This window comes from Roseobacter sp. MED193 (assembly GCF_000152965.1).
Taxonomy (GTDB): domain Bacteria; phylum Pseudomonadota; class Alphaproteobacteria; order Rhodobacterales; family Rhodobacteraceae; genus Pseudophaeobacter.
The window spans coordinates 2,080,325-2,103,712 of the sequence record NZ_CH902583.1 but is presented as its reverse complement, the minus strand read 5'-3'; the positions used below and the strand labels follow the sequence as shown (position 1 = coordinate 2,103,712).

The window sequence follows — 23,388 nt, the reverse complement described above, 5'->3', positions numbered from 1 at the left end:
TCTCCCTTATTTGTAACGCAGTTTGGCAGCGACAATGCTCAGCACGATGAGAATGGCGCAGATATTTGCAATGATGATCGGCCAGTCACCGACCAGGATTCCGTATAAAAACCACAGGCTGACGGTCAGCAGAAACATTAGATTTGCAGGCAGAGATAGGCCAGAGGTATCGCGACTGGCCCAGGCCTTCCAGGCCTGTGGCAGCCAGCAGATCGTCCCCATAAAGGCCGCGAAATATCCCAGATAGAGTTCCATCAGGCGGGCACAAAGTCGAGGAATGTGGTTTCAGCCCGGCCCCAGACGCCCGTCTTCAGATCGGTGAGCGTCAGCAGCGAGGGCAGCAGCTGTGCAGCATAGTCCTCAGAGCTCTCCACCGGCAACATCGAAGGCAGGTTATCAATCGCCATGACATCCATCACCGGGTCATTGGCGACCCGCAGGGCTGGCGCCTCCCAACTGGTGGCCTCAGCATAGATGGGCACCGGGTTGTAGTCGCTGTCTGGGTCACAGGCCACATCGCCGATCGCGGTCAGTTTGCGCGCGGCGGTGAGCGCTTCGGCAGGCACAAAGACGGGCGTGCCGGGGCGGGCAAAGATGCAATTGAGGAACAGATCATGCTGCAGGATTTCCGGGAAAGGGCCGCCGCTTGCGGTCTCTGCCATGTCCCATTTGGTGACTGTGACCCCCATGGCTTCGCACAGGTCAGCGGCACCGGTGCCAACCCGGCCCATAGCGCCGATGACAATGGCCGTAGGGACATCCGCCGGCACGGCTTTAAGCTCTGCACCTAATTCGGTCAGCAGGGCATCCTTGCCGGGGTAAACACCAACCGGGCCGCAGATCTCGCCCCGTTGTTGCGCGCACCAGCTCTTGAGGGTGACCGCAGCGCCCGCATAGCCCGCCCAATAGCCAAAGGCCGCGACCCGGCGGCCAGCCTCATCCACCAGATACTCCAGATCATATAGTGTACCGCCACCAGCCGCGAAACGATCCAGCAGCGCCTTGCCGGAATGCTGACCCTTGAAGGCATGGCCAAACATAATGTGGCGATGCGGCAGGGGCGTGCCATCTTCGGGCAGCTCTTTCAGACCAAAGATGATGGCGTCCGCTGGTGCTGTGGGCCAGGAGTTCTCTGGCGCGATTTCGCAGCCCGCATCGATGTAGCCCTGCAGCGGGATCGCCCGGACCGAGCTCTCCTCCACCGTGACCTTGATGCCGCCTGACAGAAGCGCCTTGGCGCCTTCGGGCGTCAGGCCTACACGGTCTTCATTGGGGCGCTGTTCGGCCCGTACCCAGAGATGTGTCATTGTGGAATCCTTTAGAGCATGTCCTTGGCATAAACGGCGCGCAGCGAGTCGCGCTGTTCCATTGCCGTCATGAAGGACTGTATTTTTGGAAAATCTGCAAGGGTGACGCCATCGCCCTCCAGCCAGGTGCAAACCACATACAGATAGCAATCTGCCAGGCTGACCTCATCGCCCAGCACAAAGGGGCCGCGCAGCCCGTATTGGCTCAGATGGGCGCAGCTCTCTGCCATGGTCTGGGGCACCTTGGCCTGCATGTCCTTGTAGCTAGAGGTCTTGCTGGCCCAGCGACTGCCGCGCAGTTTATGGGCGTGGTTCACGTGCATGGTGGAGGCGAGATAATACATCACCTCACGCATCCGGGCGAGCAACACCGGATCGCTGGGGCGCAGGCCTGCTGTGGGGGCGACATCGGCGATATAATCCAGCAAGGCGCCGGTCTCAGTCAGGATGCCGCCCTCCACCGCCAATGCCGGCACACGGGCCTTTGGATTGATCTGCGCATAGGCCGGGCTGAGCTGTTCCTTGTTGGCAAAATCAATTTTAACGGCCTCATAGTCGAGACCGGCCTCTTCCAGTGCGATGGCCACGGCAACCGAGATTGTGCCTGGGGAGTAGTAAAGCTGCATGTCAGATCTCCTGTTGGGGCTTGGCTTCTGATTGGGGTCCGGCCGTTATAGATGCGTTTGAGCGTGTTGCCGATCCGCCCTATCCAGATGCGGGACTGCATTGAACAGAACGGGGCTCAGGTGACCGCCAATGGGGAACAGGCGGTGCATTGATGTATTCATAATCGCCAGCGCCATGCGGGCCATGCCATCGGTATCCAACCCCATGGCCTGTCGCATTGCCATCGAGATAAAGCCCCCAGAGGTGACCACCAGAGCGGGGCCATCGCCCGCGGCAATCTCGGTCAGAACCGATTGAGTACGACTTTCAAAATCGCTCCAGCTTTCTGGTGGGTTCTCAATCTCACCCGCCGACCAGGCTTTGAACACCTTGGGCAGGTGGGCAATAAAGCCCTCGCGCTCCTGTGGGACAGGCAGACCCTGCTGGGCCTCCATGGCTTGGGCCATGGTGAAATACTCCATCTCGTTGAGACGGGCATCCTGAACGACCTCATCATGCCCCATGCCTGCTGCGGTCTCGATATGGCGGGTCAGGGTACCGCAATAGACGCGTGGGTGATGAATGCCGCTGCTTTCCAGATGCGCACCAAGCCAGGCAGCTTGCTGATGACCCAGCTCACTGAGCCGGTCATAGCTGACCTCATCGCGGGCCTCGGTGTTGGCCTGCCCGTGGCGGATAAGGGTGATATGTGTCATGCGCCGCTTCCCATTCTCGTTCCTGAGAATTTCATAGGTGAGCTGGCAGCGACATGGAAGAGAGGGTTTTAGGGGAGCGCAACTTTTTGGAGCGGTGAAATTTCTTCAAGGTCTCCTAAGGTGATTTGAGCCCCAAATGTTCGATTTTGCTATTTTATCAACACCAATAGTAAATGCACTCAAATCCAATCTTGGCCATTGCGCTGTGGGCAAAGGCATGAATTATATCAAATATCGCAGAATGCGAGAAGATCGGTGACCGTTACGGTGCACCCAAATTAGAGGTAGCCCTATGACATTGAACCCTGATCGTTTTCTTGATGATTTGCACCGGCTACAATCATTTGGCGCTTCGGGTCAGGGAAAGGGAGTAGTCCGACCGGCCTTTACAGCAGTGGATATTGCTGCCCGGCGGTGGCTGGCCGCCCGGATGAAAGAGGCGGGGTTGAAAACCCATTTTGATCCAGTTGGAAATCTCTTTGGGGTCGGCGGAGAAAGATCGTTACTGATCGGATCCCATAGTGATAGCCAACCCGAAGGGGGATGGCTCGACGGGGCTTTGGGCGTGGTTGCTGGGCTAGAGATCGCCCGCGCCGCCAAGGAGGCGGGTGGTCCCCCCATCTCTGTAGTGAACTTCCAGGACGAGGAAGGCCGCTTTGGCATTCTTACTGGTTCGGATGTCTGGACAGGTAAGATCCCGTTGGCCGAAGCGGATATGTTGACTGATACAGATGGCTTGGCCCTGGGCGCCGCCCGGGCCCGTATGGCGGAACGCGCCCGTGAGTTTTTGCCTCATGATATGTTTACCGGTTTTATCGAACTGCATATCGAGCAGGGGCCGGGCATGGATGCTTCGGGGGATCAGATCGGCGTGGTGAGCGAGATTGTCGGCATTCGCGAGGTGCGGATCGTGATAAGAGGCCGCCAAAACCACGCTGGCACCACGCCTATGGCGCAGCGCCAGGATGCCTTTCAGGCGCTGTCAAACTTCAATCAACGAATTAATGAGCGTTTTTCGACGGTGGCAACCCCTGAGACCGTCTGGACCCTTGGCCATGCCACATTAAGCCCGAACGCGTCCTCTGTTGTGCCAGGGCAGGCGCGGTTTTCATTGCAATGGCGTGACGGCGATTCCGCACGTTTGAACTATATGGAAAAGATCCTGCGGGAGGTTGCAGAAGAAGTCGCCCGCGATCGAGGGGTTGAGATCGAACTGAGCGAGGTGGGCGGTATTGAACCCTCTGCGATGGACCCGCGCCTCAAGGCGGCTTTGCGCCAGGCAGCAGAGGAGCTCGCACCCGGGAAATGGCTGGATCTGCCCTCAGGCGCCCTGCATGATGCGGCCAATGTCTCCAGTGTGATACCCTCAGCGATGCTTTTTGTGCCCTCGATTGGAGGCATCAGCCATGCCTTTGATGAAGACACCAAGGAGGCCGATCTTGTCAAAGGGCTGGAGGTTCTGGCTCAGGCGGCTTTTTCACTTTGATGCGCTGTCGGCACTTGGGGGCTTTACAGGGGTGCTAGACTGATCACGCCATTAATGTTGGAGTGATTTCAATGCCAGTCCTTGCCATAGTCCCAAAGGGATCAGAACGCGCCTGCCAGGATTTGGCGCTGTCGCCGGGGGTCCTGTCCGGAGAGCATCTGTTCCTCACCGGGATGACCGGTTCCGAGGCTTCGGGGGAAATGCCGGATGATCCAGAGCAGCAGTTTCGCAACGCCTTTGCCAAGATCGGAGCAGTGCTGGCAGAGGCGGGTCTAGATTTTTCTTCGATTGTCGAAATGACCAGCTACCACGTAGGGATGAGCGATCATTTTGATCTGTTCACTGAGGTTCGCCGCGACTACGTTTGCGAGCCCTTTCCGGCTTGGACTGCCCACGGCGTGGCGGAGTTAAGACGCCCGGGAGCGGTGGTGGAAATCCGGGTCATTGCTCAAAAGCCAAAGACACCTTGAGGCTTGCTCAGCCGCGGGCGTAGCCGCGTTTCAGCATGCGATTGCGATGCTTGTCCGCCGCCAGTGAGGCCTCGCGCAGGTTGTCATAGATGTTGATGGCGCTTTGACCATTGCTCCCAGCGATCCCCCATTCCCGAAGGACGGACACCTCGGAAAACAGGTTCAGTGCCAGCTCGATCCGATAGAACCGAGAGCGGCGGCTTGGGGTTTGGCTATAGAGAAGACAGGTGGCCATGAGGTGATTCTATACCAAAGCGAATCGCCGGGGCAAGAGGCGGTAGCCGGGATTTCCGAGGCGCTGCCCGGAGGTTAGCTCCAGGTCACATCGCCCAGAAAGATATAGCCAGCACCGTAGATGGTTTTGATCAGGCGTGGATTTTTGGGATCTTCGCGCAGTTTGGTGCGCAGCCGCGACACGCGTACATCCATGGCCCGATCAAAGCTGTCACCAGCTCCACCGCCCAGGCTCTCCTGCATCTGGGCGCGCGAGATCAGGCGTTTGGGACTGTCCAGAAACAGCCGTAATACCTCACCCTCGGCATGGGAGAACGGCACTTCAATTCCCTGGTCATCTTCGAGCAGGTAGCGATCAAAATGCGCGGTCCAGCCGGCAAATTGAGCGGAGTTTCCGCCTACAGGTTGGTTGCGGGGGCCAGAGCGCAGCCGGGCACGAATACGGGCGACCACCTCTGCGGGGTCAAAGGGTTTGGTGATATAGTCATCCGCGCCAAGCTCCAGCCCGGTGACGCGATCCTGCACCTGGGCGCGACCAGAGATAATGATCACTGCGGCGCCCTGCTCTAGCGCTAAGCGATGTACAAGGGCCAACCCATCTACATCCGGCAGCGACAGATCCACCAGACAAACATCCGGCGTGACCCGTTTGAGAGAGGCCTCGAACTCGCGGGCACGGGCAAAGCTCTGGGTGCGAAACCCGGCCTCTTGCAGGCAGTCCGTGAGGATCTGACGAATTTCGGGTTCATCGTCCAAAATGGTGACAAGAGGCGCGGTCATGCAGGTGTCTCCGTGGGGATGAGGGCCGATAGTTGCTGTGTCGTAAAGGGTTTTGGCAGGACAGGTCCAGCCTTCAATGCCAAACGGAACTGCGGATCACTGGGCGGTAAGGAGGTCATAAGGATAATAGGCAGGTGGGAGCCCTTGAGGCGTTGCGCCAGGTCAATGCCGGTGGCTTCACCTTCCAGCCGCACGTCTGAAAGGACCAGGGCAATATCAGGAATATCTGCCGCCAGGGCCGATGCTTCGTCAACGCTGGTGGCTTCGATTACCGAATAACCAAGATCAATCAACATATCGCGGAACGTGGCGCGCAACTCTTCACTGTCCTCAACCAAGAGGGCCAGGCCGCCATTGGGATCGGGGGCGAGCCTGTAGGGCAAGCGCAGTGTGACGCTGGCACCAGAAACTGTGTTGCCCACGCGCATGTCCCCGCCCGCAGATTTTGCCATATCATAGACCATGGGCAGACCAAGCCCAGAGCCCTCGCTGCCCTTGGTAGTGAAAAAGGGGTTGAGCGCATTTTTGAGCGCATCATTGGAAAATCCGGGGCCGGTGTCCGAAACGCTGATTTCCAGCCAGACTTTGCCAACGACATGGGCGCTGACAGTGATCTGGCCATTAACGCCACAGGCGTCACGCGCGTTGAGGATCAGGTTCAGCAGCGCATCTTGCAGCTTTCCTGCATCCAGCAGCAAGATTACATCGGGCGTATTGTCCAATACGCTTAACCCTACCCCCTGGGGCAACGAAGGGGTAGCGAGAATTTTTAGTTCAGACAGGAGCGCGTGCATATTGGTGGCCTGTGGGCGCAGGCTGCGCTGTCCGGTCATCTCTCCGATCCGGTTCAGCAATCTCCCCCCGCGCCGCGCCGCTGAGAGGGTGCCACGCACCATCTCCTGGGCAGCCGCGGGCAGCTCCATCTTGTCTAGCTTGCCCTGCATTCCCAATATGATGGTCAGCAGGTTGGAAAAATCATGGGCCAGCCCCGAGGTCATCTGTGCAGCAATCTCACGCCGTCGCGCCTGCTGCAGGGCGACCCGTGCTTGGGTTTCCTCGGTCACATCCATAGAGAGGATATAGACCCCGCCGCCCAAATCGGGGGTAAAGGCCACCCGGATGCGACGGCTGTCGTGCACTTCGGTGAATTCAAATACCGGGCTGCTCCCCTTGTAGGCCGCCATAAGATGCGGCTCAATCTTGGCAAAGGCCTCAGGGCCGAGCGCGTCGGAAATATGCATCTCCAGAATATCAGAGGGGCGGCTGGGAAAGACCGAACTAAGCCGTCTGTTGGTATAGGTGTAATAGCCATCAGCATCGACATGGGCGATATGAGCTGGCATCATTTCGGTGGTGAGACGGGTGCGACCCTCGATTTCGGTAAGCTGTCGTTTGGCCTCTTCCAGCGCGGTAATCGTCGCCGCCAGCTTACGGTTGGTCGCCGAGAGTTCCTCGGTGTGAGAGATCAACCGGTCAGACATTTCCTCGGATTTTGCGCGTAGCAGCTGCTCAACCCGTTTGGTGCGGCTGATGTCGGTATAGACCGCCACCCACCCCCCCTGCGGCAGCGGTGCCCCCTCGATCGAGATCACCTGGCCATTGGAACGGGTGCGTTCGATGTAATGGGGTTCAAAATCCAGCGCCTGTTCCACACGGGCCGAGACAAATTCCTCAATGTCCTCCATCGGGCCGTATTCGCCGCTGGCGGCGATATAGCGAATGGTGTCGTCAAAGCGGGCACCGGGGCTGACCAGGTCATTGGGCAGGTTGAACATTTCTTGAAATCGACTGTTGCAGACGGCCAGCCGTAACTCGCTGTCGTAGATTGAAATCGCCTGCGCAATCAGGTTCAGCCCGGCGGTTGTCATTGCTGCGCGTGATTTGTCGGATGTGTTCATGCTGTCTCCCCGCCCTTGGGGTAGCATCTTAGCAAAAAAGAGCAAGCGCGGCGCGACGACGCGGGGAACCTAGCTGCCCAAGAGGGCGCGCATTGCCGCGCGGGTGCCGGGGCCAATCTTGCCATCGATCGCGCCTGTGTAAAGTCCCATGTCGCGAAGCCTGCGTTGCATCGCCATCAGGGTGCTTTGCCGCCAAGAATCACCGGACCAGCCCAAGGGGGTTTCGCTCCCCAGTTTTAACCCGTCGATGTAATAGGATACCGCGCGTTGGTCATTTTGGGTCACTCCACGGCCCAGTTCATATTGAACCCCGATATTGACGGTTGCCGTCGCATTCCCTTGCGCCGCAGCCTTGTGGTACCACTCCAAAGCCTTGCTGTAGCTTTGCTGTACCCCCCGGCCTTTTTCGTACATCCACCCCAGTGACGTCTGCGCCTTTGGCAAATCACGCGCTGCGGCCATTCGGAACCAACGTACAGCCTCTACATCATTCTGAGAAACGCCGTACCCTTCCCGGTGGAACACGCCGATCTTGTACTGAGCGTTGAGATAGTCAGCCTGCGCTGCTTTTTGGTACCAGTCATAAGCACGAGAGTAGCTCTGGCTTGTGCCGCGACCGTTTTCATACATCCAGGCCAGATTGTACTGGGCGCGCGGATGGTCCCTGTTGGCGGCCTTGCGATACCAGGATACTGCCAAAGCATCATCCTGCGGTACTGCGCGGCCTTTTTCGTACATCCATCCGAGCTGTGTTTCTGCGATTGGGTATCCCTGATTAGCGGCGCGCCTAAGATAGGTCACTGCGAGTTGGTCGCTTTGGGTTACACCCTGGCCCTTGCGGTACATCAGCGCCAGATTGGTTTGCGCCATCGGGTCCTGAGCTGCAGCGGCCGCGCGGTAATTGGATAGGGCTTGGGGCAAGTTGTTTGCCTTGTCGTAGGCGCGGGCCAAAAATGCTTGTACTGCTGGGGTCTCAGGGTTGAGCTGTACGGCCCGTTTGCAGGCGAGAATAGCTGTCTCTGCTCTTAAGCTGTCCCATTTTACGCCAGCGGAATTGATGCGCTGGCCTGTCAGGTGCGGATGGCGTGGGTGTCCGGCCTCATCGGCACAGGACACGAGCGCCGCTTGTTGCGGTGTGGGTGAGGATGGCGTGGCAACGGCTGCTGTGGGGCTGGGCGCGCCAGCTGCCGCAGTGGACGGGGCTGCCGGTCTGTTGCCCGCAAGAGGAGGGGCAGGGACATTCCCTTTGTTCTTTGAAAGAAGCGCCAGAAATTGGTCAGGATCCGGTATTGTGGCCGCCTGTTCTGTCAGCCTGGGTGCGACCGGCGTAGGCTCGGTCTGACTCGATGCGATCGTCTGATTTTCAGGCTCGATCTGCGCGCGGGTTTGCGGCGTGGTAATTGGTGGAGGCTCCGTAGCTTCACACCGAAGTCTCACATAGGATTCAGCGATGGGTGCAAAGGTGTGATCCGCACAGTGGGACTGATAGGCCAAATAGGCGTAGCATTGGTCGGTATCCTGCGCGACTTTGAAAAGGGCACTGCATTGATCGAGAGCCACGGTCTGCGCAGCGGAATCAGTGGGCGGCTTTGGTGGCTCTTGTGTCTGAACGCCACACTGGCCGGCGAGGCAGATGCGCGCTGTTGTCTGATCATAATAGGCAGGTAACTGTTGGTGCCCGCCATAAGAGGCTGCCTGCCGAGTGGTTTGTCTGCGGGCATCCAGTATTGCATCCTGCAGGTAGGTGCCCGGTTTCAGATGCTGGACGAAATTGCGGGTAAAGACCGAGAGCTTTTGGTCCGGACTATCTGTGGGGAGGTGGTCCAGGGCCTGCTGCCCCTTCCCGGCCGAGTAAACAATAAACGTGCCAGTACTGGGCAAAATCGGCGTTAGCCCCCGTGTGACGCCAATGGATTTTGTGCCAGGACTTTGCAAAAAGGGACTGTCACGGCAGGCATCAATGACGGCAATGGTGAGGGCAACGCCCTTAGCCTCCAACTCATCCAACAGGCCATTATGGCCGTTCTGAAGGGGGATGGTGGCATCCTCTAGCAGCTTTTGAAATTCAGGTTGGGGGCGTTGGACCTCGGTTGGGACAATGTAGTTGACCCGGCCATTGCTCCAGCCATGCCCAGAATACACAAAGGCCACGTCGTCTCCGGGGGCGACCTGATTGAGGAAACTGTAGAAGGCATGCAGCGTTTGGCGCCTGTCGAGATCCTTGTTCAGGGTTATCGCAAATCCTAGACCTTCCAGTGCCTTAGCGTAGGCCTCAGCGTCAGCATGGGTATTGGCCAGATCCCCCAACTCTGCGTAGTCGGAGTTTCCCAGAATAAAGGCGTATCTGGCCGCGGATGCAGGCTCGGTGAGGAACAGAGCCAGAATCAATGCCAGAATGCGTTTCATTTGAACCCCCGCTACTCAACACTCACACAGTTACAATGTTGGCTGACATCCCCCCGTCTTGGCAAGGGTTGTGATTGAACTGCCCTAATCCATTTCGGTCCAACGCCTAAAAGAGCCCGCCTGAGGGGGCTGTTACAATTCGTTAGATTTGTGAAAACTTCACGAAAAAGTTGACCCGCTAGCATGAGGCAGTCCCTAATTGGGGCCAGAATCGTGTGACAGCGATCTGCCGGTCGGGGAAGGCCGGAATGGGAGGAGAAAGACATTGGCTCAGATGCAGTCAGGCGCTGCGGGGAAACTCTCCCTGCCAGCGCTGCTTGAACGCAACGTATCGGAATTCGGTGATCAACCGGCTTACCGAGAAAAAGAATTTGGCATTTGGCAGTGCTGGACCTGGGCGGAGACCGCCAAGGAGATCGAGTCACTGGCGCTTGGTCTCATCAATCTTGGTGTGAATGAGGGCGATTTTATTGCCATCATTGGCGGCAACCGTCCCTATATGTACTGGTCGATGGTTGCAGCTCAATCGGTAGGCGCCATTCCGGTGCCGCTCTACCAGGATGCCAACGCCGAAGAAATGGCTTATGTTCTGGATCACTGTGGCGCACGCTTCGTGATCGCTGCTGACCAGGAACAGGTCGACAAGGTGATCGAGGTGCAGGATCAATTGCATCAGTTCGAACACCTGATCTATCTGGATCCACGCGGTCTGCGCAAATACGACCACCACACGCTCCATCAGTATTCCCATGTTCAGGAGCAGGGCCGGGCCGCCTATGACGAATGGATCACCGATCTGAACGATCGCCGTGCTAAACTGTCCTATGACAGTACCTGTGTGATGCTTTACACTTCGGGCACCACCGGTAAGCCCAAGGGCGTGGTTCTGTCGAACCGCAATATCATCGAGAGCGCCAAGAACGCTTGCGAATTTGATAAGCTTAAACAAACCGACGAGATCCTCGCCTATCTGCCGATGGCCTGGGTTGGCGACTTCATCTTCTCAATTGGTCAGGCCTATTGGGCGGGGTTCTGTGTAAATTGCCCAGAAAGCCCAGAGACCATGATGACCGATCTTCGCGAGATCGGCCCCAGCTACTACTTTGCCCCCCCTCGTGTGTTTGAAACCCAGTTGACCAATGTGATGATCCGCATGGAAGATGCGGGCAACTTCAAGCGCAAGATGTTCCATTACTTTATGGATCACGCCAAAAGGGTCGGCCCCAGCATTCTGGATGGTAAACCCATCGGCATGATGGACCGGCTGAAGTATGCCCTGGGCAATGTCATGGTCTATGGCCCGTTGAAAGACACCCTGGGCTTTGGCAATGTACGTGTCGGCTATACGGCGGGTGAGGCCATCGGTCCGGAGATCTTTGAATTCTACCGCTCGCTGGGGATTAACCTCAAACAGCTTTATGGTCAGACCGAAGCTACCGTGTTCATCACCGTGCAGCCTGATGGCGAAGTGCGCGCCGATACTGTGGGTGTGCCAGCACCAGATGTTGAAATCCGCATCTCTGACAATGGCGAAATCTTCTACCGCTCCCCGGGGACCTTTGTGGAATACTACAAAAACCCCGAAAGCACCGCAGACACCAAGGATTCCGAAGGTTGGGTGGCAACCGGTGACGCGGGCTTCTTTGAAGAGAAGTCAGGCCACCTGCGTATTATCGACCGGGCCAAGGACGTTGGCAAAATGGCCGATGGCAGCATGTTCGCGCCCAAATTTGTCGAGAACAAACTGAAGTTCTATCCCGACATCCTTGAGGCCGTTCTTTTTGGAAACGAAAAAGACCGCTGTGTCGCCTTTATCAACATCGATCTCTCGGCGGTGGGCAACTGGGCGGAACGCAACAATATCGCCTATGCGTCCTATCAGGAACTGGCGGGTCACCCCAAGGTTCTGGCTTCGATCCAAGAGCATGTCTCGGCGGTGAACAAATCTGTTGCTGAGGATCCGATGCTGTCGGGCTGTCAGGTGCACCGTTTTGTGGTTCTGCACAAGGAACTGGATGCGGATGACGGCGAGATGACCCGGACCCGCAAGGTGCGTCGTCGGATCGTCGAAGAGAAATTCGCCGATATCATCGGGGCGCTTTATGATGGGGCTGGCGAGATTTCGACCACCACCGAAGTCACCTATGAGGACGGTCGCAAAGGGTCGATCTCCGCAACGCTGACGATCATTGATGCGGATCTTTCTGGCGCTGTTCAGCAGCGGGTGGCCGCAGAATGAGCAATTTGATCTCAGACTGGCGCTTTGCCTGTTCTGACACGCTTGATCTGGGTTCAGACCAGGTCGGGACAGTGTTCGGGATGAAAGGCGGTCTGCACCACCTGGCGGATCATGAACGGTGCGCTGAACCCACGGGTTCGGCGGCTGATACTGGCACGGCTTTCAGAGGGGGACAGGCCTTTGCGTCTGCACTCAATCGCCATGTCCAACAGGCAACCGTGCTCGAATTCGCTAAACATTGCAGGGATCTCCTTGCTGCTCATCTTTCTCAAGTGTCCTCTAAAATGGTTAACATTTTAGTGTGGCATAATAATGGAGACGTCACCCATGCTTGACCAATCCGATAGCTATGTCACCGAAGACGGTCGCACCATTGGCGGCGTGGTGATGGAAATGAAAAACATCACCCTGCGCTTTGGCGGTGTGGTGGCGATCAAAGATATCTCCTTTGATATCCGCGAAGGCGAAATTCGCGCCATCATCGGGCCCAACGGTGCTGGTAAGTCTTCGATGCTGAACGTGATCTCGGGCTTTTACGTGCCACAAGAGGGCACGGTCGAGTTTCACGGTAAGCCGCGCCCACAGATGCGCCCCTATGAGGTGGCCCAGCAGGGCATCGCCCGGACGTTCCAGAACATTGCCCTGTTTGAAGGCATGAGCGTGTTGGACAACGTGATGACCGGTCGCCTGAACCACATGAAATCAGGTCTGTTTCAGCAAGCCCTGTGGAAGGGCAAAGCTGAGAAAGAAGAGACCGCCAACCGTGAAGTGGTTGAGAAGGTTATCGACTTTCTGGAAATCCAGCACATCCGCAAAACACCGGTTGCGCGCCTGCCTTATGGTTTGAAAAAGCGGGTGGAACTGGCACGTGCTCTTGCGGCGGAGCCCAAGCTTTTGCTGCTGGACGAGCCAATGGCCGGTATGAACGTTGAGGAAAAAGAGGACATGTCCCGCTTTATTCTCGATGTGAACGACGAATTTGGCACCACCATCGCCCTGATCGAACACGATATGGGTGTTGTCATGGATCTGTCCGACCGCGTGGTGGTGATGGATTACGGCAAAAAAATTGGTGACGGCACACCAGATGAAGTGCGCAACAACCAGGCCGTTATCGACGCCTATCTTGGTGTGGCACATGACTAAAGTTCTGACAGATATGAGGAGAGTGACTGATGTCTGACCAGTTTCTTTTTGCAACCGAAGTCTTTTTCAACGGGCTGATGGCCGGGGTGCTTTATGCGCTTGTGGCGCTGGGCTTTGTTCTGATTTACAAGGCTTCCGGCATTTTCAACTACGCCCAGGGTGTTATGGCGCTGTTTGCGGCGATGACCCTGGTTGGCATCATGCAGGGGCAGGTTCCCTTTAGCCATATCATCAATGCAGTCTTTGGCACCGAGGTGCACCACTTTGGCTGGCATGTGCCGGCGCTGCTGGCGATCCTGCTGACGGTGGGTGTGATGGTGATCTTTGCCTGGCTGGTGCAGCGTATCGTCATGCGCCATCTGGTTGGCCAAGAGCCGATCATCCTTTTTATGGCCACCATCGGCCTGGCCTATTTCCTCGAAGGGTTTTCTGACCTGATGTGGGGCTCTGAGATCAAAAAGCTCGACGTGGGCCTGCCGCAGGGTGGCTCGTTCTGGATCGAAGACATGACTGCGGGTCTGGGCTCGGATAACTTCTACGGCTTCTTCATTGACCAGCTGGATATCGTGGCGACCGTGATTGCGGCACTTCTGGTGATCGGTCTGGTGCTCTTTGCTCAGTACACCAAACAGGGCCGCGCCATGCGGGCTGTCGCGGATGATCACCAGGCGGCTCTGTCGGTCGGCATCTCGCTGAACTTCATCTGGGTGCTGGTCTGGTCGGTTGCGGGCTTTGTGGCCCTGGTCGCTGGGATCGTCTGGGGTACCAAATCGGGCGTGCAGTTCTCGCTGTCCCTGATCGCGCTCAAAGCCCTGCCAGTTCTGATGCTGGGTGGCTTTACTTCGATCCCTGGCGCCATCGTTGGTGGCTTGATCATCGGTGTGGGCGAGAAGCTCTTTGAATTCGCCATTGGCCCGATGGTGGGCGGCGCAACAGAGAACTGGTTTGCCTATGTTCTGGCGCTGCTCTTCCTGGTGTTCCGACCCCAGGGTCTGTTTGGCGAGAAGATTATCGAGAGGGTCTAGCTGCCCATAAGAAACACAGACCTCCCCGTTCCAGGCGGGATGGGGAGGCATCACGGAAACCTCGCAGCCTGCGCAGACTGACAGCGCACCGAAAATTAGGAGAACATGCATGATGAAGCTCATCGCCATCATCAACGTGATTGCCTGGTCCGGTTTCTGGGCCTTTGGATACCTGGCCATCAGTGCCAGCGGCTTTTCCGAAGCTCAGGTTGTAACCTCTGCGCTGCTGGCTGCAGCGGGTCTCTTTACCGGCATCATTGCCTATCTGCGCCTGGCCCGTTCGGCTGAGTTGAGCGGATATGCAAAAAAATCCAATCAAATGAGCGCAGCGGATCGTAACCGCGCGCAGCAACAGGGGAGCATCTAACCCATGTTCTATCGCGAAGCCGGAGACTTCAAAGTCTCTTATGAACAGGACAGCCAGACCTTCCCGATCAAATTTGATCGTTACCGGTATTACCTTGTGCTGCTCATCGCCTTTTTGGTCATTCCTTTTACCATCAATGACTATTGGGCCAGCGCCATTCTGCTGCCCTTCCTGATCTATTCGATCGCAGCCATCGGTCTGAATATTCTGGTTGGCTACGCGGGGCAGGTGAGCCTTGGAACCGGTGGTTTCATGGCGGTGGGTGCCTATGCCTGCTACAAGCTGATGACAGCCTTTCCCGAAGTCAGCATGTTCGTGCATGTTATGCTGGCCGGCGGGATTACCGCGCTGGTCTGCGTGCTCTTTGGCCTACCAAGCCTGCGCATCAAGGGGTTCTATCTGGCGGTGGCAACACTGGCGGCGCAGTTCTTCCTGGTCTGGGTGTTCAACCGGGTGCCATGGTTCTACAACTACTCGGCCTCGGGTCAGATCAACGCCCCAGAGCGTGACGTCTTTGGCATCGTGATCACTGGCCCCAATGCCCCGGCCTGGGCAACCTATCTGTTCTGCCTGATTTTCCTCACCATCTGTGCCGTGATTGCTCGCAACCTGACCCGTGGTACCGTAGGCCGCAGCTGGATGGCGATCCGTGACATGGACATCGCAGCTGAAATTATCGGGGTGAACCCGCTGAAAGCCAAACTCACTGCCTTTGCGGTTTCCGGCTTTTTCATCGGCATCTCGGGCGCCTTGTTCTTTGCGCTTTATTTGGGTGCGGTTGAGGTTGGTGAGGCCTTTGGCATCACCAAGTCTTTCCAGGTGTTGTTCATGGTGATCATTGGCGGCCTGGGCTCTATCTTTGGATCCTTTGCTGGTGCGGCCTTCCTGGTTCTGCTGCCGGTGATCCTGAAAGTGGTCGGCGTCGACGTGTTGGGCTGGCCCACAGATATTGTGGCACATTTCCAGCTGGTTATTGTCGGAGCGCTGATTGTGTTGTTCCTGATCGTAGAGCCACATGGGCTGGCGCAGCTCTGGCGCGTTGCAAAAGAAAAACTGAGGCTATGGCCCTTCCCGCACTAACGCGGCAAGGTTTGAAACGAGCGGCGGGGACAAGATCAATATTTCGGCCCCGTCACCCAAGACGACTATCGGATGAGACCAAGGGAGGATGAATACCGATGAATATGAAACTTACCACTTTGGCGCTGGGCGCCGTGATGGCTGCGGGTCCAGTAATGGCGGACCTGGTTTTCCCATCGCTGAGCTACCGGACTGGACCCTATGCAGCGGGCGGTATCCCGTTTGCGGATGGCTACGCTGACTATTTTACTCTCGTCAACGAGCGTGATGGCGGCATCGGCGGCGTAAAGGCGCGTTTGATCGAATGTGAAACCGGCTACAACACCGAGAAAGGTGTGGAATGCTATGAATCCACCAAAGGCGAAGGCGCTCTGGTGTATCAGCCCCTTTCCACCGGTATCACCTATCAGCTGATCCCAAAAACTGCCGCTGACGGCATCCCGCTCCACACCATGGGCTATGGTCGGACATCGGCTGCCAACGGCAAAGTCTTTGGCAACGTGTTCAACTACCCCGCAAACTACTGGGATGGCGCTTCGGGCATCATCAACTACCTGCTGGATGAAAACGGTGGCGACCTGAAGGGCAAGAAGATTGCTCTGGTGTACCACAACTCTGCCTACGGTAAGGAACCAATCCGGACCCTGGAAGAGCTGGCTGCAAAGCATGGCTTTGAACTGACCGCCCTGCCTGTTGACCACCCTGGTCAGGAGCAGAAATCCCAGTGGCTGCAGATCCGCCGCGAGCGTCCTGACTTTGTCATGATGTGGGGCTGGGGCGTGATGAACCAGGTTGCCATCCAGGAAGCCGCAAACATCCGTTTCCCAATGGAAAACTTCATTGGTGTCTGGTGGTCCGGTGCCGAGCATGACGTTCTGTCTGCGGGCGCAGCGGCTGATGGCTACAAGGCTGTGACCTTCCACAATGTTGGCCGTGACTTCCCTGTCTTTGACGACATGCAGAAATATGTTGTTGATGCAGGTAAAGCGGCTGGCGCTGGCGATCAGATCGGCAACGTTCTGTATAACCGCGGCATGTATGCAGCAATGCTGGCTGTTGAAGCGGCTAAAACTGCTCAGGAGATCCACGGTACTGCCGACATCACCCCAGCAATGATGCGTGATGGTATGGAAGCTCTGGAAATGCCAGAAGCCCGCATGTCTGCGCTTGGCATGCCTTACTTTGGTCCTTCCTTCAACGTGTCCTGTGAAAACCACGGTGGCCCCGGCCTGGTTGGTGTGACCCAGTGGGACGCAGAATCCAAAACCTGGAGCCTGGTTACTGACTTCCAGCAGACCGATGGTGACGTGATCAAGCCGCTGATCGAGGCTGACTCTGCTTCTTATGCGTCTGAAAACAACATCGAGCCTCGTTGTAACTAAAGACTATTCTGACCCCACAGCCTAGTGGGGTCGGGCCTTAATCCGGCGCGGCGGCCCTAGTCTGCCGCGCCACACCGAACAGACCCGGACGCGCCGAATAAACAGCGCCCTGGACCGTATGAGGACAAGCTTTGATGCTGGATGCAGCCAACACCACTGATGTGCAGGCCGAGGCCCTGCTAGAGGTCAACAATATCGAGGTGATCTACAATCACGTGATCCTGGTGCTGAAAGGCGTCAGCCTCAATGTTCCAAAAGGCGGCATTACCGCGCTTTTGGGCGGCAACGGTGCCGGTAAGACCACCACGCTCAAGGCGATCTCGAATCTGCTGCGCTCCGAGCGCGGTGAAGTAACCAAAGGTTCGGTGAAATATCGCGGCAGCGATGTGCATGATGCCGATCCGGCCGATCTGGTGCGCAAGGGCGTGATCCAGGTGATGGAAGGTCGCCATTGTTTTGAACACCTGACCGTCGAGGAAAACCTGCTGACCGGTGCCTATACCCGCTCTGATGGTGGCGCCAATATCAAGCAGGACCTGGAAATGGTCTATAACTACTTCCCCCGCCTGAAAGAGCGCCGCACCAGCCAGGCTGGCTATACCTCTGGCGGTGAACAGCAGATGGTGGCCATGGGCCGCGCCCTGATGAGCCGCCCCGAGACCATCCTGCTGGACGAGCCTTCGATGGGCCTGGCACCGCAGCTGGTGGAGCAGATTTTTGAGATCGTAAAATCGATCAACGAACAAGAAGGCGTGACATTCCTTTTGGCCGAACAGAACACCAATGTGGCGCTGCGCTATGCCCACTACGGCTACATTCTGGAATCCGGCCGGGTGGTCATGGATGGCCCTGCCGCAGAGTTGCGGGAAAACCCTGATGTAAAAGAGTTCTACCTTGGTATGTCCGACGAAGGCCGCAAGAGCTTCCGGGATGTGCGCTCCTATCGTCGCCGTAAGCGGTGGTTGAGCTAAGGGAGTGATGGTGAGCAAATGACCTATTTTGATACCCTAGAAACGCGTTCTGACGATCAGCGCGCCAATGACCTCGCTGCGGCGCTGCCTGCGCAGATTGCCTTGGCCCAGACGGCTGTCGGCTATGCTGGCAGCTTGGCTGACGTTGATGCCACAGCTATTACCTCGCCCTCGGATCTGGCGGCACTGCCGGTTTTGCGCAAATCTGATCTTAGCAAAGCCCAGGGTGGCAACGCGCCTTTTGGCGGATTCACCGTAAAACCCGCTTCTGGCTTTGCGCATATTTTCCAGTCGCCGGGTCCGATCTATGAACCAGGCGGGGTGGATCACGATTGGTGGCGCATGGGGCGGTTCCTGCATGCGGTAGGTATTGGCCAGGGCGATGTGGTGCAAAACTGTTTTGGGTACCACCTGACACCTGCGGGCATGATCTTTGAAAACGGTGCCCGCGCTGTTGGAGCTGCGGTGCTGCCAGCCGGTACCGGTCAGACCGAATTGCAGGTCACAGCGGCGCGCGACGTTGGTGCCACGGCCTATGCCGGGACCCCGGACTATCTCAAGGTTATCCTGGATCGTGCCGACAGCATGGGCATCAAGCTGGGCTTTACTAAGGCGGCTGTCGGTGGCGGAGCGCTGTTCCCCAGCTTGCGTCAGGAATATGCTGATCGTGGCATCACCTGTTTGCAAAGCTATGCCACGGCGGATCTGGGCAATATCGCCTACGAGAGCGCCGCGATGGAAGGCATGATTGTAGATGAAAACGTCATCGTCGAGATCGTTACCCCTGGCACCGGCACGCCAGTGGCGCCGGGTGAAGTGGGCGAAGTTGTTGTGACCACGCTGAACCCTGACTATCCGTTGATCCGCTTTGCCACGGGTGATCTGTCTGCGATGATGCCGGGTGTCTCGCCCTGTGGCCGGACCAATATGCGGATCAAGGGTTGGATGGGTCGTGCAGACCAAACGACCAAGATCAAAGGCATGTTTGTTCGCCCTGAGCAGGTCGCGGCCCTGGTCGAAAAACATGATGAGATCGTCAAGGCCCGTGTGATCGCTGCTCGCGATGGCGAGATGGACACCATGACTGTGCAGATCGAAGCCAATGCAGGCGATGAAATCACCTTTGGAAAATCGGTGATCGAGGTGCTGAAAATGAAAGGTAAGATCGAAGTGCTCGCACCCGGTGCATTACCCAAGGACGGCTTGGTGATCGAAGACCAACGCAGCTACGACTAAGAAAATCCGGAGCCCTTCCTTCCAAGTTCGGAGGGCTTCTTGGATCCCCGCACCGCATGTCGGTGTCCTATCCCCCCGATGTGCCCTGCGGCTATCGGGGGGACTTTTTTTGCACCGAGGCCCGCAAGAGACGACCAGATAGCGCTCTACGTGAGGTTTCCGGCTGGAGTTTCCGACCAAAATGATCGCATAAGGGAGCAGAGCCAATTGACAGCCGAGAGCCGGACAAATGACTGCCGTGAGCGAGACTGAAGAATACGCCCCAAAGGGGAGCCGCCGTGGGAAGCGATCCGGAACCAAGGTGTTTTCTGTGTTGGCATGGGGCGTGGCTCTGGCTTGTATCTTGCCAATGGTCGCGGTGGCGCTTGCAGCGCTGACCGGTGGGACTGATACAATCCAGCATTTGGCCGAAACGGTGTTGAGCCGCTACATTCTGACAACAGTTGCCTTGGTTGCTTTGGTGTCTATCGGGACCCTGGGAATTGGTGTTGGTGCCGCTTGGCTGGTCACCATGACGCGGTTTCCCGGTGTGCGGCTGTTTGAAATTGCCTTGGTCTTGCCGCTCGCCTTTCCGGCCTATGTTCTGGCCTATGCCTATACCTTTGTTCTAGATCATCCCGGTATCGTTCAAACCACCCTGCGATCTGTGACGGGATGGGGGCCGCGCGACTATTGGTTTCCGGAAATCCGCTCCTTAGGGGGCGCGGCGGTGATGCTGATCCTGGTGCTCTATCCTTATGTCTACTTGCTGGCGCGGGCTGCCTTCTTGCAGCAAAGCGGCGGTGCCTTTCTTGCGGCGCGCGCCCTTGGAAAGAGCGCTTTTCAGGCCTTTTGGTTGGTCAGCCTGCCCATGGCACGCCCGGCGATTGCCTCAGGGGTTTTGCTGGCGGTGATGGAAACCATCGCAGATTTTGGCACCGTGTCCTATTTTGGCGTGCAGACCTTTGCCACAGGGATCTACACCAGCTGGTTTTCCATGGCGGACCGCGCTGGCGCCGCTCAACTGGCGCTTTGCTTGCTGAGTTTTGCGCTGGTTCTTGCTGTGGTGGAACGCTCCACCCGCGGCAAGGCGCGCTACCATCAGGCTGGCAAACAACACGCAGTGATGCCGCCAACGGATCTTAAGGGCTGGCGCTCTGCGGGTGCTTGGGTTCTATGTGCGCTGCCAGTCTGCTTTGGCTTTTTGCTGCCGGTCGTTATCCTGTTTAATATGGGGCTTCAGTCCGAACAGAATCTTCTAAGCCGCCGCTATATCGCCTTTTTGCAAAACTCGCTCACCCTCGCGATGTTGGCGGCACTTTTGACAGTGATGGCGGCCATCTGCCTTGGCTTTTATCAGCGGTTGCGCCCAGGTCGTCCCTCGGCGATGGCAGCCTACATGTCCCGTTTGGGCTATGCGGTGCCTGGCGGGGTGATTGCGGTCGGGCTGATGGTGCCCTTTGCGGCTTTTGACAATGCTCTGGACGCCTGGATGCAGGCCAATTTTGAGATCCGAACAGGATTGCTGATTTCGGGTTCTATTTGGCTTTTGGTGGCGGCCTATATGGTGCGATTTTTGGCGGCAGCTCTGGGCGCCTATGAAAGTGGGCAATCCACGGTTCACGCAAACATGGATGCGGCGGCGCGCTCCCTGGGACAGGGACCCTTGGGCATGCTGCGCCGGGTGCATTTGCCTATGCTCACCCCCAGCTTGCTGACCGCACTGTTGATTGTCTTTGTCGATGTGATGAAAGAGCTGCCAGCCACGCTGATCATGCGGCCCTTCAATTACGACACCCTTGCGGTCCAGGCCTACCGGCTTGCTTCGGATGAGCGGTTAGAGGGCGCGGCGGTGCCGTCGTTGGTCATCGTCGCGGTTGGGCTCCTGCCCGTGATCTTGATTTGCCGTCAGGTGGGGCGCCGCTAACGGGGGCTGCTGCCTTTTAGCTGCCCCACCAGTCGTCAATCTCTGCGCGACTGATCTGATCTCTTGGTCCCAGAGCCACCAGTTGGGTCTTGCTCGCTTCGCACCGTTTGGCCTCGACGTTTTGGCCGACAATATGCAGCGCATAGGCACCACCGGAGGTCAGCACAAACCCCTTCATCCGATAGAGCCCCTTGGGCCGTGCAGCCAGCTTGTCGCCCAGTTGGCGGCGATCAAGGGGGATGTCGCTCTGGAACTGCCAGGTGGTAAAAGCGGCATGGGGTTTGGATGTGCTGTGGCCCTGCGGCAAGGGCAGCAGATCAAATAGCAGATCCGCCAAGGGGGTGTCATCCAGCAGACGTAAACCACGAGCACCGATCTTTGAAAGCTGCACCTCCAGATCCTGGTTCAGCTCCGCAGTTTTGGTCACCAGGACGAGATCGGCGCTGCTGATCTGTTGGCGTACCAAATCGGCCACGGCGCGATCCGCAAGCAAGGCGGCGGCGTTATCGCCATCCACCAGTGACACGATACCCCCGTAGCTGAGTTCGGGGATGCTGTGGATAGTGTCGGCGATCGCGGCGGGGTCTGACACGCCGCTGGCTTCGATCAAGATATGATCGGGGCGATCAGCCTGAATGACGATCTTGCGCAGGGCCATCTGCAAATCCTGGTCCATGCTGCAGCAGACACAGCCATTGGTCAGCGCCAGGGTGTCGCCATCTTCGGCGGTAATCAGCGCATCGTCAATGTTCACCGCACCAAAGTCATTGACCACAACCATCAACCGCAGGCCGTGATCTTCGGCCAGCAGCCGATTGATCAGGGTGGTTTTCCCTGCGCCCAGATAGCCGCTCAGCACCGTGACTGGCAGGCGATTCATTTGAAACGGGTCCAACGATGGGCGGATCGGATGTGAAACATGGGGGCTCCTGCCTGGTTACGCGTAGCGAGCTATAGGCATTTGCGAGCTCTCGGTCCAGCCAGCTAGATCAGTGCCTTATATAGGTAAGTGGTTGCCTCATAGGTTTCGATCTGCGGGTTGCGGCAATACCCAGGGATAGAGCCCGCAACGGTAAATCCAAGACTTTCATAAAGTCGCTGCGAGGGATCGCCGGAACGCGTATCAAGCACCAACAGCGTTTTGCCCAACTGCCGAGCCACATCCTCTATGGCCTGCATCAGGCCCCGGCCAAGCCCGCTGCGACGGGCCTCGGGATGGACGAGAAGTTTGCCCACATCGGCTCGGTGCAACTGATTGGGAGGCTGAGAGATCGCCAGTTGTGCGGTGCCTTGCAGCTGTCCGTTCACAAAGGCTGCGAAAAGGATGACGTCATTGCGTTGTACGGCTGGAAAGACCTGATCGCTCCAGAACCGGGTGGCGTCATTTTCGGAAAATGGCAGCACAAAGCTAACGCTTGCGCCTTCCTGAACGCAGGCCCAGAGGATATTGGCCAGGGCTGGTTCAAGGTCACTCAGTTCGGTGGTTATAGCGGGGCGTATTTCGATTTTCATATCAGCACCAGAATGTAGCGGGCACCTTGGGCACCGGATAAAAATTGAGATGACCCGGTCAGGTGGTAGCGCAGACAATCGCCCGCCTGTAACACATGACATTTCCCGGACAGGGTCAGATGCAGTGCGCCCTCCTGTAGAATAAGGTGATGTTCCAAGCCTGGGCGCGATGGGGAATCATAGGTAATGGTCTGCTCTGGTGGCAGGTAGCCTGCGATCACTTCGCCGGCCAAAGTGGGCGCAGGGGGCGATACCTGCCGGCGCTCAAATCCGGTGGTTGGGTCTCGCCATACCTGTTGGCGTGACGCGGCTACCAGCTGCTCGTGACTGTCTTCCACCTGCATCAAGAGGCGGGACATAGGCAGCGCATAGGCGGCACAAAGCTGGCCAAGACTTTCAGCGGTGGGACTGACCTCGCCTTTTTCCAAGCGTGACAGGCTCGCCCGGCTGATTCCGCTTGCCTGCGCCAGCTGGTCCAATGACCAACCCCTGTCCTGTCGAAGTGTTGCGAGCCGGTTGGCCAAGCGGCTGTTGAAGCCATCCATTTTCTTGCTCCACCTTGATATAGGGAATATTTCCCATATTTGAGATGGGCGCAAGACAAAAACACCCGAAGCAGGC

General features: G+C 57.4%; 23 protein-coding genes. 11 read left to right on the top strand and 12 right to left on the bottom strand.

Going from position 1 to position 23,388, the window contains the following annotated elements; all coding sequences use genetic code 11:
* Window positions 1–6: 6 nt before the first annotated feature.
* The 4 genes from MED193_RS12475 to MED193_RS12460 are packed head-to-tail and all read right to left on the bottom strand — an operon-like array spanning window position 7 to window position 2,629.
* Window positions 7–255, bottom strand: a complete 249-nt coding sequence (locus MED193_RS12475) for a SemiSWEET family sugar transporter (RefSeq protein ID WP_009810088.1) — start codon at window positions 253–255, stop codon at window positions 7–9.
* A complete protein-coding gene (locus MED193_RS12470) occupies window positions 255–1,307 on the bottom strand; it encodes a saccharopine dehydrogenase (protein WP_009810087.1) in 1,053 nt (350 codons plus the stop codon). The genes MED193_RS12475 and MED193_RS12470 overlap by 1 nt, the downstream gene beginning before the upstream one ends.
* Window positions 1,308–1,318: 11 nt before the next feature.
* On the bottom strand, window positions 1,319–1,933 hold the full coding sequence (locus tag MED193_RS12465; protein WP_009810086.1) for a glutathione S-transferase family protein: 615 nt from the start codon (window positions 1,931–1,933) through the stop codon (window positions 1,319–1,321).
* Window positions 1,934–1,978: 45 nt separating this feature from the next.
* The gene (locus MED193_RS12460) at window positions 1,979–2,629 is read right to left on the bottom strand and encodes a histidine phosphatase family protein (RefSeq protein WP_009810085.1); all 651 of its coding nucleotides are present in this window, start codon (window positions 2,627–2,629) and stop codon (window positions 1,979–1,981) included.
* A 292-nt stretch (window positions 2,630–2,921) separates the two neighbouring features.
* Here MED193_RS12460 and MED193_RS12455 point away from each other — a divergent pair, with 292 nt between their 5' ends.
* Both MED193_RS12455 and MED193_RS12450 read left to right on the top strand, forming a co-directional pair.
* Entirely contained in the window at window positions 2,922–4,115 is a 1,194-nt protein-coding gene (locus tag MED193_RS12455; protein ID WP_009810084.1) for a hydantoinase/carbamoylase family amidase, read from the top strand.
* Between the two features lie 71 nt (window positions 4,116–4,186).
* Window positions 4,187–4,585: a RidA family protein gene (locus MED193_RS12450; RefSeq protein ID WP_009810083.1), complete on the top strand. Its 399-nt coding sequence runs from the start codon at window positions 4,187–4,189 to the stop codon at window positions 4,583–4,585.
* A 7-nt stretch (window positions 4,586–4,592) separates the two neighbouring features.
* Here the strand turns inward: MED193_RS12450 and MED193_RS12445 are convergent, their stop codons facing one another.
* The 4 genes from MED193_RS12445 to MED193_RS12430 all read right to left on the bottom strand — a co-directional run bounded on the left by MED193_RS12445 (window position 4,593) and on the right by MED193_RS12430 (window position 9,903).
* Window positions 4,593–4,820 (bottom strand): WGR domain-containing protein, encoded by a 228-nt coding sequence (locus tag MED193_RS12445; protein ID WP_009810082.1) that lies wholly within the window; start codon window positions 4,818–4,820, stop codon window positions 4,593–4,595.
* A 74-nt stretch (window positions 4,821–4,894) separates the two neighbouring features.
* The gene (locus MED193_RS12440) at window positions 4,895–5,599 is read right to left on the bottom strand and encodes a response regulator transcription factor (protein ID WP_009810081.1); all 705 of its coding nucleotides are present in this window, start codon (window positions 5,597–5,599) and stop codon (window positions 4,895–4,897) included.
* Entirely contained in the window at window positions 5,596–7,497 is a 1,902-nt protein-coding gene (locus MED193_RS12435; RefSeq protein ID WP_009810080.1) for a PAS-domain containing protein, read from the bottom strand. Before MED193_RS12435 ends, MED193_RS12440 begins: the two co-directional genes overlap by 4 nt.
* A 69-nt stretch (window positions 7,498–7,566) precedes the next feature.
* Window positions 7,567–9,903, bottom strand: coding sequence for a caspase family protein (locus MED193_RS12430; protein ID WP_009810079.1), 2,337 nt, complete (start codon window positions 9,901–9,903; stop codon window positions 7,567–7,569).
* 274 nt (window positions 9,904–10,177) lie between these two features.
* On the opposite strand from MED193_RS12430, the gene MED193_RS12425 reads away from it, so the two are divergent.
* Entirely contained in the window at window positions 10,178–12,142 is a 1,965-nt protein-coding gene (locus MED193_RS12425; RefSeq protein ID WP_009810078.1) for an AMP-binding protein, read from the top strand.
* Window positions 12,143–12,195: 53 nt separating this feature from the next.
* Here the strand turns inward: MED193_RS12425 and MED193_RS12420 are convergent, their stop codons facing one another.
* Window positions 12,196–12,381, bottom strand: a complete 186-nt coding sequence (locus MED193_RS12420; protein WP_039966862.1) for a hypothetical protein — start codon at window positions 12,379–12,381, stop codon at window positions 12,196–12,198.
* Window positions 12,382–12,469: 88 nt separating this feature from the next.
* Between MED193_RS12420 and MED193_RS12415 the strand changes: the two genes are divergently transcribed.
* From MED193_RS12415 to MED193_RS12380, 8 genes are all read left to right on the top strand, one after another.
* A complete protein-coding gene (locus tag MED193_RS12415; RefSeq protein WP_009810076.1) occupies window positions 12,470–13,288 on the top strand; it encodes an ABC transporter ATP-binding protein in 819 nt (272 codons plus the stop codon).
* Between the two features lie 29 nt (window positions 13,289–13,317).
* Window positions 13,318–14,313 carry a branched-chain amino acid ABC transporter permease gene (locus MED193_RS12410; protein WP_009810075.1) on the top strand — a complete coding sequence of 332 codons (996 nt, stop codon included), beginning with the start codon at window positions 13,318–13,320 and terminating at the stop codon, window positions 14,311–14,313.
* Between the two features lie 109 nt (window positions 14,314–14,422).
* Window positions 14,423–14,680 (top strand): hypothetical protein, encoded by a 258-nt coding sequence (locus MED193_RS12405; RefSeq protein WP_009810074.1) that lies wholly within the window; start codon window positions 14,423–14,425, stop codon window positions 14,678–14,680.
* A gap of 3 nt (window positions 14,681–14,683) precedes the next feature.
* A complete protein-coding gene (locus MED193_RS12400) occupies window positions 14,684–15,760 on the top strand; it encodes a branched-chain amino acid ABC transporter permease (protein WP_009810073.1) in 1,077 nt (358 codons plus the stop codon).
* Between the two features lie 98 nt (window positions 15,761–15,858).
* A complete protein-coding gene (locus MED193_RS12395; protein WP_009810072.1) occupies window positions 15,859–17,142 on the top strand; it encodes an ABC transporter substrate-binding protein in 1,284 nt (427 codons plus the stop codon).
* A 134-nt stretch (window positions 17,143–17,276) separates the two neighbouring features.
* Entirely contained in the window at window positions 17,277–18,113 is an 837-nt protein-coding gene (locus MED193_RS12390; RefSeq protein WP_009810071.1) for an ABC transporter ATP-binding protein, read from the top strand.
* Window positions 18,114–18,131: 18 nt separating this feature from the next.
* A complete protein-coding gene (locus tag MED193_RS12385) occupies window positions 18,132–19,349 on the top strand; it encodes a phenylacetate--CoA ligase family protein (protein WP_009810070.1) in 1,218 nt (405 codons plus the stop codon).
* Between the two features lie 229 nt (window positions 19,350–19,578).
* Window positions 19,579–21,255 (top strand): iron ABC transporter permease, encoded by a 1,677-nt coding sequence (locus MED193_RS12380; protein ID WP_009810069.1) that lies wholly within the window; start codon window positions 19,579–19,581, stop codon window positions 21,253–21,255.
* 16 nt (window positions 21,256–21,271) lie between these two features.
* Here MED193_RS12380 and MED193_RS12375 read toward each other — a convergent pair whose 3' ends face one another.
* The 3 genes from MED193_RS12375 to MED193_RS12365 form a co-directional block, all read right to left on the bottom strand.
* The gene (locus MED193_RS12375; protein ID WP_009810068.1) at window positions 21,272–22,135 is read right to left on the bottom strand and encodes a GTP-binding protein; all 864 of its coding nucleotides are present in this window, start codon (window positions 22,133–22,135) and stop codon (window positions 21,272–21,274) included.
* 104 nt (window positions 22,136–22,239) lie between these two features.
* On the bottom strand, window positions 22,240–22,767 hold the full coding sequence (locus MED193_RS12370; RefSeq protein ID WP_009810067.1) for a GNAT family N-acetyltransferase: 528 nt from the start codon (window positions 22,765–22,767) through the stop codon (window positions 22,240–22,242).
* A complete protein-coding gene (locus tag MED193_RS12365) occupies window positions 22,764–23,312 on the bottom strand; it encodes a helix-turn-helix domain-containing protein (RefSeq protein WP_009810066.1) in 549 nt (182 codons plus the stop codon). Before MED193_RS12365 ends, MED193_RS12370 begins: the two co-directional genes overlap by 4 nt.
* Between the last annotated feature and the right edge of the window lie 76 nt (window positions 23,313–23,388).